General features: G+C 31.5%; 16 protein-coding genes, 2 tRNA genes and 2 riboswitches. Of the genes, 16 read left to right on the top strand and 2 right to left on the bottom strand.

Translation table 11 applies throughout. The annotated features are described in order from the left end of the window. Positions 1-7: 7 nt before the first annotated feature. The 4 genes from ACWJJ2_RS04680 (at position 8) to argH (ending at position 4,083) form a co-directional block, all read left to right on the top strand. Positions 8-655: an amino acid ABC transporter permease gene (locus tag ACWJJ2_RS04680; RefSeq protein ID WP_462953918.1), complete on the top strand. Its 648-nt coding sequence runs from the start codon at positions 8-10 to the stop codon at positions 653-655. 15 nt (positions 656-670) lie between these two features. Further along, the gene (locus tag ACWJJ2_RS04675; protein ID WP_462953917.1) at positions 671-1,402 is read left to right on the top strand and encodes an amino acid ABC transporter ATP-binding protein; all 732 of its coding nucleotides are present in this window, start codon (positions 671-673) and stop codon (positions 1,400-1,402) included. Between the two features lie 123 nt (positions 1,403-1,525). Beyond that, positions 1,526-2,728, top strand: coding sequence for an argininosuccinate synthase (locus ACWJJ2_RS04670; RefSeq protein ID WP_220286799.1), 1,203 nt, complete (start codon positions 1,526-1,528; stop codon positions 2,726-2,728). A 41-nt stretch (positions 2,729-2,769) separates the two neighbouring features. After that, positions 2,770-4,083: an argininosuccinate lyase gene (argH, locus tag ACWJJ2_RS04665; protein ID WP_462953916.1), complete on the top strand. Its 1,314-nt coding sequence runs from the start codon at positions 2,770-2,772 to the stop codon at positions 4,081-4,083. A 144-nt stretch (positions 4,084-4,227) separates the two neighbouring features. Here argH and ACWJJ2_RS04660 read toward each other — a convergent pair whose 3' ends face one another. Both ACWJJ2_RS04660 and ACWJJ2_RS04655 read right to left on the bottom strand, forming a co-directional pair. After that, the gene (locus tag ACWJJ2_RS04660) at positions 4,228-5,088 is read right to left on the bottom strand and encodes an SDR family oxidoreductase (protein ID WP_462953915.1); all 861 of its coding nucleotides are present in this window, start codon (positions 5,086-5,088) and stop codon (positions 4,228-4,230) included. Between the two features lie 216 nt (positions 5,089-5,304). Beyond that, positions 5,305-6,315 carry a patatin-like phospholipase family protein gene (locus ACWJJ2_RS04655; protein ID WP_216303574.1) on the bottom strand — a complete coding sequence of 337 codons (1,011 nt, stop codon included), beginning with the start codon at positions 6,313-6,315 and terminating at the stop codon, positions 5,305-5,307. Positions 6,316-6,449: 134 nt separating this feature from the next. On the opposite strand from ACWJJ2_RS04655, the gene ACWJJ2_RS04650 reads away from it, so the two are divergent. From ACWJJ2_RS04650 to ACWJJ2_RS04595, 12 genes are all read left to right on the top strand, one after another. After that, entirely contained in the window at positions 6,450-6,749 is a 300-nt protein-coding gene (locus tag ACWJJ2_RS04650; protein WP_462953914.1) for a hypothetical protein, read from the top strand. 87 nt (positions 6,750-6,836) lie between these two features. After that, positions 6,837-6,946, top strand: a riboswitch (TPP riboswitch). Positions 6,947-7,058: 112 nt separating this feature from the next. Further along, positions 7,059-7,349, top strand: coding sequence for a thiamine-binding protein (locus ACWJJ2_RS04645; protein ID WP_216303572.1), 291 nt, complete (start codon positions 7,059-7,061; stop codon positions 7,347-7,349). Continuing rightward, entirely contained in the window at positions 7,321-8,097 is a 777-nt protein-coding gene (locus ACWJJ2_RS04640) for an ABC transporter permease (RefSeq protein ID WP_462953913.1), read from the top strand. Before ACWJJ2_RS04645 ends, ACWJJ2_RS04640 begins: the two co-directional genes overlap by 29 nt. A 39-nt stretch (positions 8,098-8,136) precedes the next feature. Next, the gene (locus ACWJJ2_RS04635; protein WP_462953912.1) at positions 8,137-9,141 is read left to right on the top strand and encodes an ABC transporter substrate-binding protein; all 1,005 of its coding nucleotides are present in this window, start codon (positions 8,137-8,139) and stop codon (positions 9,139-9,141) included. After that, complete coding sequence (locus tag ACWJJ2_RS04630) at positions 9,122-9,877, top strand: ABC transporter ATP-binding protein (protein WP_216303569.1); 756 nt, start codon at positions 9,122-9,124, stop codon at positions 9,875-9,877. The genes ACWJJ2_RS04635 and ACWJJ2_RS04630 overlap by 20 nt, the downstream gene beginning before the upstream one ends. Positions 9,878-10,021: 144 nt before the next feature. Further along, positions 10,022-11,779 carry a helicase-related protein gene (locus ACWJJ2_RS04625; protein ID WP_462953911.1) on the top strand — a complete coding sequence of 586 codons (1,758 nt, stop codon included), beginning with the start codon at positions 10,022-10,024 and terminating at the stop codon, positions 11,777-11,779. A 168-nt stretch (positions 11,780-11,947) separates the two neighbouring features. Then, complete coding sequence (locus ACWJJ2_RS04620; RefSeq protein ID WP_216303567.1) at positions 11,948-12,130, top strand: alpha/beta-type small acid-soluble spore protein; 183 nt, start codon at positions 11,948-11,950, stop codon at positions 12,128-12,130. Between the two features lie 156 nt (positions 12,131-12,286). Continuing rightward, positions 12,287-12,361: transfer RNA gene (locus ACWJJ2_RS04615), tRNA-Glu, on the top strand. A 17-nt stretch (positions 12,362-12,378) separates the two neighbouring features. After that, positions 12,379-12,453: transfer RNA gene (locus ACWJJ2_RS04610), tRNA-Gln, on the top strand. 217 nt (positions 12,454-12,670) lie between these two features. Then, a complete protein-coding gene (locus ACWJJ2_RS04605; RefSeq protein WP_216303566.1) occupies positions 12,671-12,874 on the top strand; it encodes a cold-shock protein in 204 nt (67 codons plus the stop codon). 197 nt (positions 12,875-13,071) lie between these two features. After that, positions 13,072-16,338 carry an SNF2 helicase associated domain-containing protein gene (locus ACWJJ2_RS04600; protein WP_462954311.1) on the top strand — a complete coding sequence of 1,089 codons (3,267 nt, stop codon included), beginning with the start codon at positions 13,072-13,074 and terminating at the stop codon, positions 16,336-16,338. Between the two features lie 136 nt (positions 16,339-16,474). Then, a riboswitch (purine riboswitch) is annotated at positions 16,475-16,576 on the top strand. A gap of 110 nt (positions 16,577-16,686) precedes the next feature. Continuing rightward, entirely contained in the window at positions 16,687-18,084 is a 1,398-nt protein-coding gene (locus ACWJJ2_RS04595) for an NCS2 family permease (RefSeq protein ID WP_462953910.1), read from the top strand. Positions 18,085-18,147 lie beyond the last annotated feature (63 nt).

The raw sequence follows: 18,147 nt of genomic DNA, 5'->3' as shown, positions 1-18,147 counted from the left end.
GATAAGAATGGATATAAATGTTTTAAAAGAAATGTTTCCTGTGTTATTAAAAGGAAGTATATTGACTATAGAATTAACTATAATATCGGTGGTATTTGGAACTTTAATAGGGATAGTTACAGCATTACTTAAATTATCAAAAAACAAACTGATGGTTGGTGTAGCGGGATTTTATACATGGATATTTAGAGGGACACCTATGCTTCTTCAATTAATTGCTTTTTATTATGTGTTGCCATTTTTAGGTGTTCAGCTTTCTCCCTTCCTAACTGCAATAATAGGACTTAGTTTGAATTCAGGGGCTTACATGGCAGAAATAATAAGAGGTGGAATACTTTCAGTAGACAAAGGACAGTTTGAAGCTTGCAAGTCATTAGGGTTTACTTATTTGGATACTATGAAAAGAGTAATACTACCTCAAACATTTAAAATAATTATCCCGTCAGTTGGTAATGAGTTTATAACAATGCTTAAGGATACATCTTTAGTGTCAACTATTACTATGTCGGAAGTTATGAGAAAAGCACAGATTTTATCTGCATCAACTTTTAGACCAATGGAAGCTTTTTTTATAGCAGGATGTTTGTATCTTTTAATGACAACAATTTTCACTACAGTTTTTTCGCATTATGAAAAAAAACTGTCAGTATATTAATAGAGGTGAGAAGAAATGTATATGATAGAAACTAAAAATTTAACTAAAAAATTTGGCTCGTTAACAGTATTTGAAAATTTAAATGTAACAGTTAAAAAAGGAGAAGTGCTAGTTATAATAGGACCTTCTGGTTCAGGAAAAAGCACATTTTTAAGGTGTTTAAATCATCTTGAGCAGCCTAATATGGGAGAAGTTTTCATTGAAGGAGAAAAGCTGGATGTTAAAAATAAAAAGCATATGAGAAACAACATTGAAAAAGTAGGAATGGTATTCCAAAACTTTAATTTGTTCCATCATATGACTGTACTACAAAATGTTATAGAGGCTCCAATTACCGTTAAGAATGAAAATAGAGAGGAAGTATTAAAGAGAGCGGAGGGAATTATAGAGAAGGTAGGTCTTAGAGAAAAAGTAGATGATTATCCGTCGAAGTTATCGGGAGGACAAAAACAGAGAGTGGCTATAGCGAGAGCTTTAGCTATGAGACCTGACATAATACTCTTTGATGAACCTACATCATCTTTAGATCCGGAGCTTGTTGGAGAGGTGTTAGGAGTAATGAAGGGCCTTGCAAAAGAAGGAATGACTATGGTTGTCGTAACTCATGAAATGGGGTTTGCTCAGGAAGTGGCAGATAGAGTGATTTTCATGGATGTAGGAAAAATAGTAGAAGAGGGAACACCAAAAGAAATTTTTAATAATCCTAAAGAGCAACGAACTAAGGAATTTTTAAATAAAATACTTTAGAGTAGCACCTATGTAATAACTAATATTCAGTTTCAAATTATTAAATATAATTATTTAAAAAAAATTGTTAAAATAAAAAATATATTAAAACATAAAAGAACAAAATCGAAGGGGGATATTAAAATGAAAGAAAAAGTAGTTTTAGCGTATTCAGGAGGATTAGATACCTCTATAATAATAACTTGGATTAAGGAAAACTATGATATGGACGTTGTAGCAGCTTGCATTAATATTGGTCAAGAAGATGATATGAAGGCAATTGAGAAAAAGGCTATAAGTTCAGGCGCGCAAAAAATATATATTGAGAATGTAACAGCTGAATTCATAAAAGATTACGTATTTAAAGGAGTTAAAGCAAATGCTGCATATGAAGGAACATATTTATTGGGTACAGCATTTGCAAGACCATTAATAGCTAAAAAACTTGTTGAAATCGCTCATAAAGAAGGGGCAAAATATATATGTCACGGATGTACTGGGAAAGGAAATGATCAAGTTAGATTTGAAGTTGGGATAACAGCCATTGATCCTTCTATAAAGGTTATTGCTCCTTGGAGAATTTGGGATATAAAATCAAGAGAAGATGCTATAGATTATGCTAATGATAGAGGCATAGAAATATCAGTTACCAAGGAAAAAATCTATTCAGTAGATCAGAACTTGTGGCATGCAAGTCATGAAGGCGGAGATATTGAAGAATTAAATAATGAGCATAAAAGAGATATGTATCTTATGGTTACACCTCCAGAAAAAGCTAAGGATGAACCTACTTATGTAGAGATATATTTTGAAAAGGGAATTGCGACCAAAATTGACGGAATTGAACTTGAGCCAATTGATATTGTTTCAACATTAAATAAAATTGGTGGAGAAAATGGAATTGGAGTTATAGATATAGTAGAGAATAGACTTGTGGGGATGAAATCAAGAGGAATATATGAGACTCCTGGTGGGACTGTACTTTATGCAGCACACAAAGAACTAGAGGAAATAACTTTAGACAAGGATACACTCCACTTTAAATACTTAGTATCACAAAAATATGGGGAATTAGTATATAATGGACTTTGGTTTAGCGCTATGAGAGAAGCCCTTGATGCATTTGTGGATAAGACTCAAGAAACAGTAACAGGGACGGTTAAACTAAAACTTTATAAGGGAAACATCATGTCAGCAGGTAAAGAATCACCTAATGCTCTTTACGACGCGGGTATATCTTCGTTTGGAGCAAGTGATTTATATGATCATAAGGATGCAGAAGGATTTATAAACTTATTTTCATTGCCAAGCAAAATTAAAGCATATAAAAATTTAAACAATAGCTAAGAAAAATTATAAAATTTATGAAGGAAGAGCGGGTGATATATATGAAACTTTGGGGTGGAAGATTTAAGGAAAAAGAAAGCAAGCTTATGGAGGACTTTAATAGTTCTCTAAGTTTTGATAAAAGATTATATTATGAAGATATTATGGGTAGCATAGCCCATGTTAAAATGCTTGCTAAATGTAGTATTTTAACAAATGAGGAAAGTGTGACTATAGTTAATGGTCTGAATTCTATTCTTTCAGATATTCAAGAAGGCAAACTTAAAACTGAAGGTGATTATGAAGATATTCACAGTTTTATGGAAATACAGCTTACAAAACTTGTAGGGGATGTAGGTAAAAAACTCCATACAGCTAGAAGTCGAAATGATCAGGTTGCAGTAGATATGAGATTATATTCAAAATACAAAGCATTGGATGTTATTGATAACTTAGATGTTATTTTAAACACTATTGAAAAAGTTGGGAATGATAATGCGGTTATAATGCCAGGGTATACACATATGCAAAGAGCACAAGTAGTGACATTTAAACAGCACATTATGGCGTACTTTAATATGTTTCGTCGCGATAAGAAAAGGATTATAAGCGCTACAGAGATTATGGATGAAAATCCTCTTGGATGCTGTGCACTAGCGGGAACAACATATGATACAGACAGGAAGTTTACAACAAGCGAGCTAGGGTTTAAAAAACCTACAGATAATTTTATGGATGGAGTAAGTGATAGAGATTATTTATTAGAACTTTTATCCGATTTTTCTATAATAATGATGCATCTTAGTAGATTAAGTGAGGAGTTCATTTTATGGAGTACTAAAGAATTTAATTTCATTGAAATTAGCGATGAATTCTCCACGGGCAGTAGTATAATGCCACAGAAAAGAAATCCAGATGCAGCAGAATTAATAAGAGGGAAAACTGGAAGAGTATATGGAGATTTAATGAGTCTGCTTACCACTATGAAAGGAATACCACTTGCCTATAATAAAGATATGCAAGAAGATAAAGAACCTTTCTTTGATGCAGTTGACACAGTTTTAAAATGCTTAAAGGTTATGAATGAAATGTTAAGTACTTTAAAAATTAAAAAAGATAATATGTATAACGCAGTTAAAAGAGGTTTTCTAAATGCTACGGAAGCTGCAGATTATCTTGTAAGCAAAGGGGCAGCCTTTAGAGATGCTCATGGTGTTATAGGCGCTATAGTTATAAATTGTGAAAAAAAACATAAGGCTATAGAAGATTTAAGTTTAGAAGAACTTAAAAGTTTTAGCGATTTATTTCAAAATGATGTGTATGAATTTATAGATTATGAAAAGACTTTAAGCCGCGGTATAAAAAAAGAAATGTAAAGGCCGCCTTAGAGGTGGCAGAATACCCCCTTTAAATATAAGGCACGTAACAGGTAAATCCCCACCTGTTACGTGCTTTTTAGTAGATAAAGCTACTTTAGTAGATAATGCTACTTTAGTAGATAAAGCTACTTTAGTAGACAATTAATAGTTGAAATCTTTAAGGCACTTTTTAATGCCATCTTCAGTTTTAGGCATAACAATATCATAATTCTTCAATTTGCTATTACTTATTCGTAAGTCCCTTGGATGTTCTTTGTATTTTTCGGTATCTTTTTCTAAATAATTACCTGCTTTATGATTTAAGCCAATTTCTTTTAATATGAGCAAAGCTATATCATAAGTGCTTAAGTTATTTTCGCTTCCAGTGTGATAAGTTCCGTATGGAAGAGTAAAAATCTTATCAAAATTTGCTATTATATCATAAACATAGGTCATTCCTCTAAATTCATTTGAGGGTAATTTCATTTTTTTATCCTTTAAAATAGAAGATACAACATTCCATAGTATATTAGAATTTACCCTGCAATTTTTTTCTGGAAATCCAAATAACCAAGTAAGTCTTAAAATCCATAGTTCATCAATAATTCCTTTTAATTCGTTTTCAGCTTTAAGTTTATGTTTCCCATAAATGGTATTTGGAGTTGGAATGTGATTTTCATTATATGGTCCTGATTCGAAATTGCCATTAAAAATTTGTTCAGAACTTAAATATATTAATTTAGATTTTGTTAAACTACAGGCTTTAGCAATGTTAATTGAACCTTTTACATTTATTTCATAAGATAGTTCTGGGTTTCGTTCACACAAACCTGTATCAGCAATAGCAGCGGTATGTATCACGTAATCAGGTTTGGATTTCTGTATAATTTCTAAGGCTTTACTCACGTCTGTTATATCTAACTCTGCATGTCCTAATGGGATTATTTCGTATTTATCTTTATAATATGTGTAATATCTTGATGCTAAGAAACCATTAGAGCCGGTTAATAATACTTTTTTCATTGAACTCACCTCATTTTTTTTTCTTAATATTATAATATCACATTATTTGAACTGTGACTAAATTTGTGAACTAAGAAAAAAACACCTAAGCTTAATAATAATAATAATAATAATTATTAAGCTTAGTGCACTTTTAGATTCTTAGTATTGTTCAATAAATAAATGCAAGATGGTGTATATATGAATAAAAAGATTTAGTGTTTTTAGCAACGATTATTATTTAAAAGAATTACTTCTAAAGATTCTATGCTTTTTATAATTATCTTCCCAATTTTTAAGAAATTCTTTTGCACAAACTTCACCAGAATTATATAACTCCATAATTTTTTTATTCCCAATATTAAAATCTGTGGTTTTAATATCAAGGGTATCGATTTTTACAGTACGCAAGAAATCCATTTCGCTTATATGAATATCATCTTGTGCTTCTAACATAGTCTCAATAATTGAGCTAGTAAAATTTAAGATATTTGTGATTTTATGTTCTCGTATTTCTTTGTTCCCTCCGAGTTTAAAACCGATGGTTGGCCAGAGAGGAACACCATTCACATCAAAAATCCAAACTGGATAATTGCTTAAAACACCACCATCAACAATGAGAGACTTTTTATTAGTCTTTATATTATATAAGTTTACAGGGTGGAAAAAATAGGGGATAGATATGCTCATTCTTATTGCCAAACTTACTTCAAGTTCATCAGGATTTATCCCGTATCCCGCAATATCCTCTGGTAGTATTAGCATCTTTCCACAGCTAATATCAGTTGCTATAATATGCAGTTTGTATTTTCTTTTATACTTATTATTATTTAAAAGAATACCCTTTTCTCCTGGAATAATCAAATCTCCAAAGGTTATTTTTTTCCTATTTGTAAGCTTAAGTTTATGCGATAGAACTTCGTCAATCCAATTTTTTATATAGTCACCTTTATAAATGCCTTTTTTAAAAAGTAGATTGTAAGCATCAGAGAATATAGGCATATTAAAATGACTTTTATCAGCAAATTTTGTGTAGTCTAGATTTAGCATTAATTTTTTTATCTCGTCAGCTGGGTAGCCTACCGCAACTAGTGCAGCTATAATAGATCCGGCAGAGTTTCCTGAAATATTTTTCCATTGATATCCATTATCCTCAAATGTTTTTAAGGCACCTACAAGACCGATGCCCTTAACTCCGCCACCTTCAAACACAATATCTGCAAATCTTCTATTGTTGTATATATTCATATATATCACCCCTTTATGAGTAATATATGAATAAAAATATCTTCATGTCATATATTTAAAAAATAATATTAGTTACACTTTTTTTTGTTAAAAGAATATAATATATTACAACCATTTTATAAAAGAGGCAATGTATGAAAAAGTTAGAAGAATTCACGCCTTGTCAATTAGCCACATTAGCAACAGTAATAGGGATTATAATTGCTGGAAAACTTAATGTTGATCAACAAAATGTAATAGGTAATTTTTTAACGGGTTTGGCGCAGAGTATTTTGATAATTGCAGCTCAGTCTCAAAATCTTGAATCGCAGGATGGCAATCAATCTGGAGATAATGGAAACAGTAATTCTAAGGGCGATAATAAGGATTTACAAAAACAAATAGATGAACTAAAGGAAGATATTAAAAAGTTTGAAGATAATATGGATTGTTAAGAAAAACGCACTGAATAAAAGATGCGTTTTTTATGGTTTGACATTATAAGAATTTTTAGGTAGTATATACGTGTAAAGTAATTTAATATTAAAAACTAGGGGAGTCAATATTTTTGTCTGAGAGGAAACAGTTAAGTTTCGACCCTTATAACCTGAATTGGATAATGCCAGCGGAGGGAAAACATAATTTGCATTTAGGTTAAAATAAGAATATATAAATGGTGCAAAGTTATTCGATTATAGAACCCTTCGCTTAAAAATGAGCAAAGGGTTTATTTTACTTTAACAATATTATAAGGGGGAATTGAAATGTCAGTTGTAAATGTGAGTCTTCAAGTTATACCAGTGGTTGCGGAAGAAAAAATTTACCCAGTAGTAGATAAGGTTATAGAATATATTCAATCTAGTGGAGTGAAATATGAGGTAGGACCAATGGAAACCACTATGGAAGGTGAAATGGATGAGCTTTTAGATATAGTAAAAAAGGCCCAGGAAATTTGTGTAGTTCATGGAGCAAGTAGGGTTGTTTCTATAGTGAAAATCGATTATAAAGCTGAAGGCGTGACTATGAATGAAAAAACATATAAGTATAGAAAATAAACTTATTCCTATAGTTTTTCAATTAATAATTCTTTTTATATGGCAGATAGCTGTAGATAAATGGAGGGTTCCGCAATACATATTGCCTTCGCCAAAAGATATTATTAGTACCTTGGTGAATATAGTTCCAAGCATTACTAAGCATATTTATGCGACTTTATATGAAGCCTTGATTGGATTCGCAATATCAATTTTGATTGCGTTAATTTTAGCCATCTTAATGGATAATGTGAAAATCATTAAAAAATGCATATATCCAATTTTAGTAGTATCTCAAACTGTTCCAATTATTGCTCTAGCACCACTTTTCATAATATGGTTTGGTTTTGGAATATTGCCTAAGATTATTGTAGTAGTGTTAGTGTGCTTTTTCCCTATAGTTGTTAGTTTGATTGATGGATTAGAATCAGTAGACGCGGATATGGTAAACCTTTTAAAGACTATGGGAGCTAGTAAGTTTCAAATTTTCACCATGGTGAAGCTGCCATCCTCTACTGTAAATTTTTTTTCGGGCCTTAGAATAGCAGCAACCTATAGTATTATGGGGGCAGTTATTGGAGAATGGCTTGGAGGAGATGAGGGTCTTGGGGTATATATGATTAGAGCTAAAAATTCATATGCACTTGATAAAGTTTTTGCAGTGATTATAATTATTGTAATATTAAGCATGGGACTATTTGGACTCTTGAATTTATTACAATATTTTTTTACTCCTTGGACTAGAAATAAAGCAGATAACAATGACTAAATTTAAATAGGACATATTATTTTATTTGGAGGTAAAATCATGCTAAAGAAAGTAATTTCATTATTATTAACAGTTTCAATGACTACGGTTTTATTTGTGGGTTGTGCTGCAAAAAAAGAAGATGTAAAGAAGGAAGAAACTTTAAAAAAGGTTACTGTTATTTTAGATTGGATACCAAACACTAATCATACTGGATTATATGTAGCGAAAGATAATGGATATTTTAAAGAAGAAGGACTTGACGTGGAAATTATTCAACCAGCGCAGGGAAGTACTGCAAGTTTAATTGCAGCGGGCAAAGGAGATTTTGGCGTAAGCTATCAAGAAGATGTAACTTATGCTAGAACTGCTAAAGATCCACTTCCAATAAAAGCTATAGCCACTATTATTCAGCATAATACTTCCGGGTTTGCATCGCCTAAGGAAAAAAATATTAAATCTCCTAAGGATTTTGAAGGAAAAACCTATGGCGGATGGGGGTCGCCTTCTGAAAATGCAATTTTAAAGGCGGTTATGGAAAAAGATAATGCGGATTTTTCAAAACTAAAGATGGTAGATGCAGGATCAGAGGATTTCTTTGCTGTAACTAAGAAAAATATTGATATTGAATGGGTATTTTATGGATGGACAGGAATAGAAGCGAAGCTTAAAAATATTCCTATTGACTATATTGATATTGGAAAATTAAATAAAGATTTAGATTATTATACTCCGGTAATTATAGCCAATGAGAACAAATTAAAAGCGGATCCTGAAATGGCAAAGAAATTTTTAAAAGCAGTTACAAAAGGATATGAATACAGCATGGAGAAACCTGAGGAAAGTGCTAAGGTTTTACTGAAAAATGCACCGGAGACAGATGAAGCTCTTGCCGTCGCAAGTCAAAAATATTTAAAGGATCAATATAAAGCTGAAGATGAAAAATGGGGCGTAATGAAAGAATCGGTTTGGAATAATTACACCAAATTTCTTTTAGATAAAAAGCTTATAGGAAAAGATATGAAGGCGAGTGAGGCATTTACTAATGAGTACTTACCGAACTAGTAATGAAAAATTAAGAGTAGAAAATATTAAAAAAACTTTTGGAAGTATGAATATAATAAAGGATGTTTCTTTTTATGCAAGAGAGAATGAGTTTATAAGTTTACTAGGACCAAGTGGCAGTGGTAAAAGTACAATTTTTAATATTATATCAGGCCTTTTGCGTAAAGATTCGGGTGAAATTATATTTGACGGAGAAAAATGCTGCGATACTTTTGAAAAAGTAAGTTATATGCATCAAAAGGACCTGCTACTTCCATGGAAAAACATTGTGGATAACACTACACTGTCTCTTATTATAAAAGGAAAATCTAAAAAAGAGGCAAGGGCTCAGGCGCTTAGTCATTTTAAAACATTTGGGCTTGAAGGCTTCGAATATAAATATCCTTTTCAACTTTCAGGAGGTATGAGGCAGAGAGCTGCATTGCTTAGAACATATATGTCATCATCTGATATTATGCTGTTAGATGAGCCTTTTGGTGCACTTGATGCAATTACTAGGGCAAAGATGCACTATTGGCTAATAGACGTAATTAAAGAGCTAAAAGTTACCATAATATTTATAACTCATGATATTGAAGAAGCAGTATTCTTATCTGATAGAATATATGTATTATCAGATAAACCGGCAACTATAAAAAAAGAAATAATCGTTGATTTACCTAAAAACAGAAATAAGGATATTGTTACATCAGAAAAATTCAATGAAATAAAGAAAATCATTTTACAGACATTATAAGGAAAACACCCAGCTTAAAAGCATTTAAGTTGGGTGTTTCATTTATATTGAGATTGAAAAATGTATGATAAATTTATAGTTGTGAGAAAATAGAACAATAAGCCACATGGAAATAAATAAAAAGTCAATATTGGAGGAAACAAAATGAAACAAGGAGCTATAGAAAGGAATTTTAAAAAAATAAAAAGTCAATTTGCTCAGATTGAAGAAATAGTAAAGCATACTAAGTCAAATGTACTATGGGAACATGAAGCTGCTGTAAGAAAGAAACTAAAGGAATTAAATGAGTTTAAGAAAGAAAATTTTAAAGACTATAAAAGGGTTCATGAAAATTATTCAGCATTACTTAAATATATATCAATAAGGCTTGTTGAGGACTATAACAAGAAAAATAATACAGATTTTAATTTTGAGAACATTTTAAAGGACAAGGGTGAAAGCTATTTAAAATCAGGAATTATAAGTGTGTTAATAACGGAGCATATTCCTGAGATTATATCTAGTGAGTTTGAACGCGTGTTTCCAACTAATCCTAAAAATGAATATGAGGGATCAAGAAAATTTAAAAGAAAATTTTATCTCCATTTAGGTGAAACTAATACTGGGAAAACATATAATGCAATGATGCGGCTTAAAGAGGCAACAAAAGGAATTTACCTTTCTCCCTTAAGAATATTAGCACTTGAGAATTTTGAAAGATTAAATAGAGAAGGTGTAAAATGTAATCTTGCAACTGGAGAAGAAGAAATAATCATTGAAGATGCAGCTCATGTATGTTGTACTATAGAAAAATTAAATATAAATGAGGAATATGAAGTTGGTATTATAGACGAAATTCAAATGATAGATAATGACCGGAGGGGAGCTGCCTGGACAAGAGCTGTTTTAGGATTAAAAAGTAAAGAGATACACATTTGCGGGGCTACGAATGCGAAAGAATTGCTAATAAAAATAATAGAGGATTGCTCTGAGGAGTACGAGATTATAGAGTATAAAAGGGATACCCCTCTTGTAATGGAAAATAAATCTTTTGTATATAAAAGTATTGAGGTGGGTGATGCGCTTGTTACATTTTCGAAGAAGAAAGTATTAGAACTAGCTTATCATTACTCAAACCTAGGTATAAAAGTAAGTTTAATCTATGGAGATTTACCGCCAGAAGTTAGAAAAAAACAGTACAATCAGTTTATTAACAAGGAAAGCACAATTTTAATATCTACTGATGCAATAGGTATGGGAGTTAATCTTCCTATAAAAAGAATAATATTTATGGATATTAAAAAATTTGATGGTAATGAGATAAGGTATTTAACTTCTCAAGAAGTGAAACAGATCGCGGGAAGGGCAGGTAGAAAAGGGATATATGAGGTTGGATATGTAGCATCTTATGGCGATTCTCAAGATTTTATAAGAGAAAGTTTAGATACAAGGGATGCAACTATAGAAAAAGGAGTAATAGGCCCAAGTGAAGCTATATTAAAAATCAGTTCGCTTTCTCTTAGAGAGAAATTAGCGTTATGGAGTACAAAAGAAGAAAAAACACCTTTTTATAGAAAAATGGATATAAGCGAGTATTTAGTGGTATTAGATAATTTAAGGAGTTACAAATTGGAAGAAAGAATTCAATGGAGACTACTAAAAATTCCTTTTGATGTATCTAATGATAAGATGATGAATGCGTTTTTAAAATATGTAGATGAATTGTTTATAACTAAAAGAGAGATTATCTCAAAACCACAGCGTCTATTAGAGGATCTTTATGAATTAGAGCTTTACTACCAAAAACTAAATATTTATTATTCCTTCTCAAAAGTTTTTAAATTAAATTTTGATGAACAATGGGTATATGAGAATAGAATAAAAGTCAGTGAAGATATTAATAAAATTTTGAAAAGTATATAAAACAAATGATAACATCGATGATTCTTATAGAAAATAATATTTAAAAGTATAGCTATTACTTGCTATACTTTTTTTACCTTTGTGCCCATCAAAACGCTGTTATAAAATATATTAAATATGTACATTATATTAATATAACAAAAAATCAACTTAAAGGAGGCACATAGTATGTCATACAGGAGTTTAGTACCAGAAGCAAAAGCAGGATTAAACAAATTCAAAATGGAAACAGCAAATCAATTAGGAGTAAACTTTACGGACTATAATGGAGATTTAACATCAAGACAATGTGGTTCAGTTGGTGGACAAATGGTTAAATTAATGGTAGAACAATACGAAAAAAACTTATAAGTTAAAATTAGATAGGGTGTGCAGCAAAACTGTATACCCTATCTTTTATTAAGGCATATTCACATAAATAATTAATTGGAAATTTATTTTTTATATATAGTTGACTTATACTACATAATGAAGTATACTAGATCTCGTAGTGTTAATTACTAATAAGGCTCCTTGGTCAAGCGGTTAAGACACCACCCTCTCACGGTGGGATCAGGGGTTCAATTCCCCTAGGAGTCACCATTAACACTTTTTTTTATTGGGATGTAGCCAAGCGGTAAGGCACTAGACTCTGACTCTGGCATCCGCAGGTTCAAATCCTGCCATCTCAGCCAAATATATTATCATGATGAATATAAATAATTCTAGCATAATGTTTATTTTGCTGGAGTTATTTTTTTGTATATTTTTTCCTTGAAATAATATTAATAATTATATTGTTAGATGAAGAAGTTAGGCATAATAAAAAGTATTAGTTAGACATTTATAGTTAATACTATATTTAAACTTTGAATTGTTTTGTACTTCAGAGAAGGACAAGGAGGGAAATATATGAAAACAGGTATAGTAAAGTGGTATGATGTTGAAAGAGGATATGGATTTATATCCGCTCAAGAGGGTGAAGATGTATTTGTTCATCATTTAGCAATAAAAGAACAAGGGCCAAGAAAGGATTTACATGAGGGAGAAGAAGTGCAATTTGATGTTGTAGATGCACCTAAAGGCCCTCAAGCTATTAATGTTCAAAAAATGTAAAAATATTCGTTATTATTAAACAATATAAATGGAAAAATTCCGGCACGCTCATTTAATCCTTTGAGTGTGCTTTTTTACAATGTATTTTGAATTTATTTGGTTGAAAAATATGGGCGTGCGTATAGTTTATAATGGTAACACATTCTGGAATTTATAATATATAAAAATAGAAAAAACTCGATGGGGTGAAACTTTTGATTGCTATTAATGAAGAGATTATACGAGAACACAGTGATAAAGATTCTTATAAAAGTGGAACAGAGTATTATTTAAGTAATAAGGTTAAGCATATTGATATAGAAATAAAGAAGCGGGAAGATTACAGGGAAACTAAGATAACTTCAGATGTGGAGTCAACAAATTTCACTCGGTATAAAGTAGACACAAGTTTTAATAATAGTAATTCTTTTATAAGTTATCATTGTCAATGTAATGATTGTTATAGTTATTATGGAGAGGTGAGCATGTGCAAGCATGTAGTGGCTACATTATTAAAGTATTTTTATGAGAAAGACGAAATTATTAAAGCAAAAAGAATGGCTAAAACAAATAGTTTAATTAAACAAATAACTAAAAGTATAAATGGTGATCAAAGGATAAAATCATATCTAAATGTAGATGTAAAATATGAGCATGATCCTAATAGTGATAACCGAAAATCTTTTGTGAGTCTAAAGGTTGGAGAGGATAAGCAATACGTAGTTAAAAACATAAAAGAATTTTTTATTTGCTATAATAAAAGTTTTGAGTCTATGGAGTTTGGGAAAAAATTTACATACAATCCCTATTTGCACTCATTTAAAGAAGGTGATTTAAATATCATAGAACTTTTTAAAGAAGCGAGTGAACTTGAAGCGGTGGCTGGGGCTGCAAATACATATAAGGGAAATACAGTGAAATTTCTGTCTGGTAAAAAAGCTTATTTTACAGATAGCATGGTTAAAAGGTTATTTAAATGCTTATACAATAGGGATCTAACTGTGGTAATAAAAGGCGAAACGTTTACTAATGTACACATAAGGCAGAAAGCCATGCCCTTAGAATTCGAAATCAATAGAGAAGATAGTAAATTTATACTTCAGCAAAAAGAAGATATGCCTATTGCAATAAGCAATGATGGGGAATTCTTTTTCTATAAAGGTGAAATATATCAGCCACCTATTGCTCAAAGGGACGCATATTTACCTTTTTATAATAGATTTAAAGAGGAAAATAATAATTGCATAGAATTTTATGAACAAGAGAAAGATGATGTAGCATCATTTGTACTTCCAACTTTAAACAAGATAAGTGATAGAGTTGCCATAGACACATCATTAGAAAAAGAATTTTATATAGAAGAGCTTAAGGCGGTTGTTCATTTTGAAAAAAAGTCTAAAAATGTAGAGGTGTTCATAACTTTCAAGTATGGAGAGGTTGAGATAAATCCTTTTAATAGTAAAGAAAACAAAGCACAAGAGGGAAGAGTACTTATAAGAGACATAGAGAAGGAAATGGGTATCATAAATCAATTTCTTGAATTTGGTTTTGTTAGTACAAATAAGGGGTTTGATATTCGAGATGAAGCAAAGCTTCTAGAGTTTTTAGTTTCAGGACTGGAAAAGCTTCAGCAAGTGGCGGAGGTATATTATTCTGAAGAATTCAAGAAGATTAAGGTGCACGGAAATGCTGGATATAAGTCGAATATAAAGCTTAATAAGGATAATCTTTTAGAATTCAGCTTTAGCATTGAGGGGGTAGATAATACTGAACTCAGTAATGTTTTCTCAGCTTTAAGAGAAAAAAGAAAGTATCATAGGCTTAAAAACGGCAGTTTTGTTTTATTAGATTCAAATAATTTATTAAAAGTTGCTCAAATGATAGAGTATCTAAATATAAAGGATAGCGATATTGCGAAGAATAAAATTCTACTTTCAAAATATAATGCCATATATATAGAAGAAAAATTAAAACGAGAACAAATGGATTTTGTGAATACAAATAAAAAATTTAGAGACCTAGTTAATACTGTTAAGGATATTAGAGAATTGAAAGTAATAGTTCCTAAAACCTTAGATAGTATAATGAGAGATTATCAAAAGGTGGGGTTTAAGTGGTTAAAAACGCTTGCAAGTTGTGGATTTGGAGGGATACTAGCGGATGAAATGGGGCTGGGTAAAACACTTGAGGCTATAGCATTTATTCAATCAGAAGTGCAGGAAAATGAAAATAAGCAACCATCCCTGGTAGTATGCCCTACGTCGGTTGTATACAATTGGAAGGATGAAATAGAAAAATTTGCACCATCACTAAATTGTATAGTAATATCCGGAAATAAAAGTCAAAGAGTGCAACAAAAACAAAGCATTGATGAGACTGATGTGATTATTACATCATATGCACTTATACGGCGAGACCTTGAGGACTATCAAAAGATAAAATTTAGATATTGTTTCTTAGATGAGGCACAGTATATTAAGAATTTTAATTCGCAAAATGCACATTCTGTGAAAAGTATAAATGCTATAAGTAAATTCGCACTTACAGGAACGCCTATTGAGAATTCTCTTACGGAGCTTTGGTCAATTTTTGACTTTATAATGCCAGGTTATCTTTTAAATCATAGTGCTTTTTCAAAAAAATACGAAGCGCCAATTGTGAAGGATGGAAGTCATGAAGCGCTACAAGAACTAAATAATCATGTAAAACCATTTATACTTAGAAGGACTAAATTAGAGGTTGCAAAAGATTTGCCTTCTAAAATAGAACATAGAATTTCAGTAGAAATGACGGAGCAGCAGAAAAAGGTGTATTTAGCCTATTTAAAGGATGCAAAGGGAGAACTAGAAGAAGATATTAAGGCGAAAGGGTTTAATAAAAGCAAGTTTAAAGTACTGTCAATTTTAACAAGGCTAAGACAGATATGTTGCGACCCTTCTACTTTTATAGAGGACTATGTTGGGGGTAGCGGTAAAATGGAAGCTCTAGATGAAATTTTAAGAAATAGCTTAGAAGAAGGTCATAGAATATTAATATTTTCTCAATTTACTAGGGTGCTTAAAAACATTTCTAAGAGGTTAGATCCTAAAGAGATAAAGTACATGTATTTAGATGGCTCTACTAAGGCAGAAAAAAGAGTAGAAATGGTAAAAACCTTCAATGAAGGAGACACACAGGTATTTTTAATTTCTCTTAAAGCTGGGGGTACGGGTATAAACCTTACAGGTGCAGATATGGTAATACACTTTGACCCTTGGTGGAACCCGGCTGTGGAGTCTCAAGCTACAGATAGGGCTCATAGAATTGGGCAAAAGAAGACAGTAGAGGTGATAAAATTAATAGCAAGAGGGACTATAGAAGAAAAAATATTTAAGTTGCAACAAAAGAAAAAAGAAATTGTTGAAAGCGTTATTAATGATGAAACAGGAGCAGAATTATTTCTTTCTCAGATGAGCCAAAATGAAATTGAAGATCTATTTGTTTAATAATGCAGCTCCGCAGGAGATGATTTAACTGAATAAATTTATTAAGTAGTATCTTGCTATGGGGAAATAATATTGGGATTTTTAGTGAAAAAACGAAAAAAATGTTGACTTATGTAGAAATGAATGTTATTATTTTGAAAAATGAATAATAATAATCCGTATAATCTTGATAATAAGGTTCAAGAGTTTCTACTAGAAGGCCATTAACCTTCTAACTATGGATTAATCCTATAAGTAAAGATTTTTACTGAAATTATGCCCGTGGATTAATCCTTTCCATGGGCATTTTTTTTTTGCTTAATAAGGATTTATAAATTCAACATTATATTTTACCTAGGAGGAAATGGCATGAAATCATTTTTGCAATCATTTTTTAAACTCAAAGAAAATAATTCAAACGTTAGGACCGAAATATTAGCGGGTGTTACTACCTTTATTACTATGGCATATACTATATTAGTAATTCCTAATATTTTAAAGTTTAGTGGTATGAATCTTCCTGGAATAAAGGGCGATGGTGCTGCAGTTTTTACAGCAACAAATGACCCTGTGGTAGGAGCAATTTTTACAGCAGTATGTGTAGGCTCTGGAATTGGTACTATTTTAATAGGTACCTATGCAAATTTACCTTTTGCAATTGCACCAGGTATGGGATTATGTGCTTTCTTTACATATAGTGTATGCTTAACACTCGGCTATACTTGGAATCAGGCTTTAGCAGCTGTATTTATTTCTGGAATTTTATTTATAATAATTACGGTTACTTCAATACGCGAAAAAATAGTAGATGCGCTACCAGCAAATCTCAAGATAGCTATTTGCGGTGGTATAGGATTATTTATTGCGTTAATAGGTTTTAAAACTGGAAGCATAGTAGTTCCGAATCCAGGAACTCTTATAAGTTTTGGTGAATTCACAAATCCACACGCTGCTCTTACAATTATCGGTATAATTATAACAGCAATTTTAATGGCTAGAAATGTAAGAGGAGCTATGCTTATTGGAATAATCGCAACGACAATAATTGGAATACCTATGGGTATAACAAATTTAGCTGGAATAAAGCTCTTAAGTACACCACCATCCATTGCTCCAACTTTTATGGCTTTTGACTTTAAGGGTCTTTTAGGAGCTGGAGGAACAGGTGTTATAGGAGCGATAACTAGCATAATTATGGTGGTTTTAACTTTTAGTTTAGTAGACTTATTTGATACAATTGGTACTTTGGTTGGAACAGCAGAAAAAGCCCAGATGTTAGATGAAAATGGAAAAGTTCGAAATATGAGAAAAGCGCTCTTATCAGATGCTATCGCAACAACTATAAGTGCCTGTATTGGTACACCCACTATGGCAACTTATGTTGAATCTACTGCGGGCATAGCTGAAGGAGGAAGAACTGGGTTAACATCTTGCGTGGTAGGCGTTTTATTTCTATTCTCTTTATTCTTTGCAGGTATAGTTGGGATAGTGCCACCAGAAGCAACAGCACCTGCGCTTATAATGGTTGGAGTCCTTATGATGGGTGCAGTTACTAAATTAGATTTTGATGATTTTACAGAAGCACTTCCAGCTTTTTTTACTATGGCTATAATGCCTTTTAGCTATAGCATAGCTAATGGTATAGCGGCGGGAATAATATTTTACCCTATACTTAAGGTTAGCACAGGAAGAAGGAAAGAAGTTCATCCAATAGTTTATGTGCTTGCAGCGTTATTTATTTTAAGATTTATCTATCTACCGGATTAAGAAGTTATAGTTAATTAATTAAAGATATCATAAATATAACTTCTTGTTTATAAAAAAACAGGC

It is taken from the genome of Clostridium sp. CM039, assembly GCF_055081075.1.
This window is presented reverse-complemented; position numbering and strand designations above follow the sequence as displayed.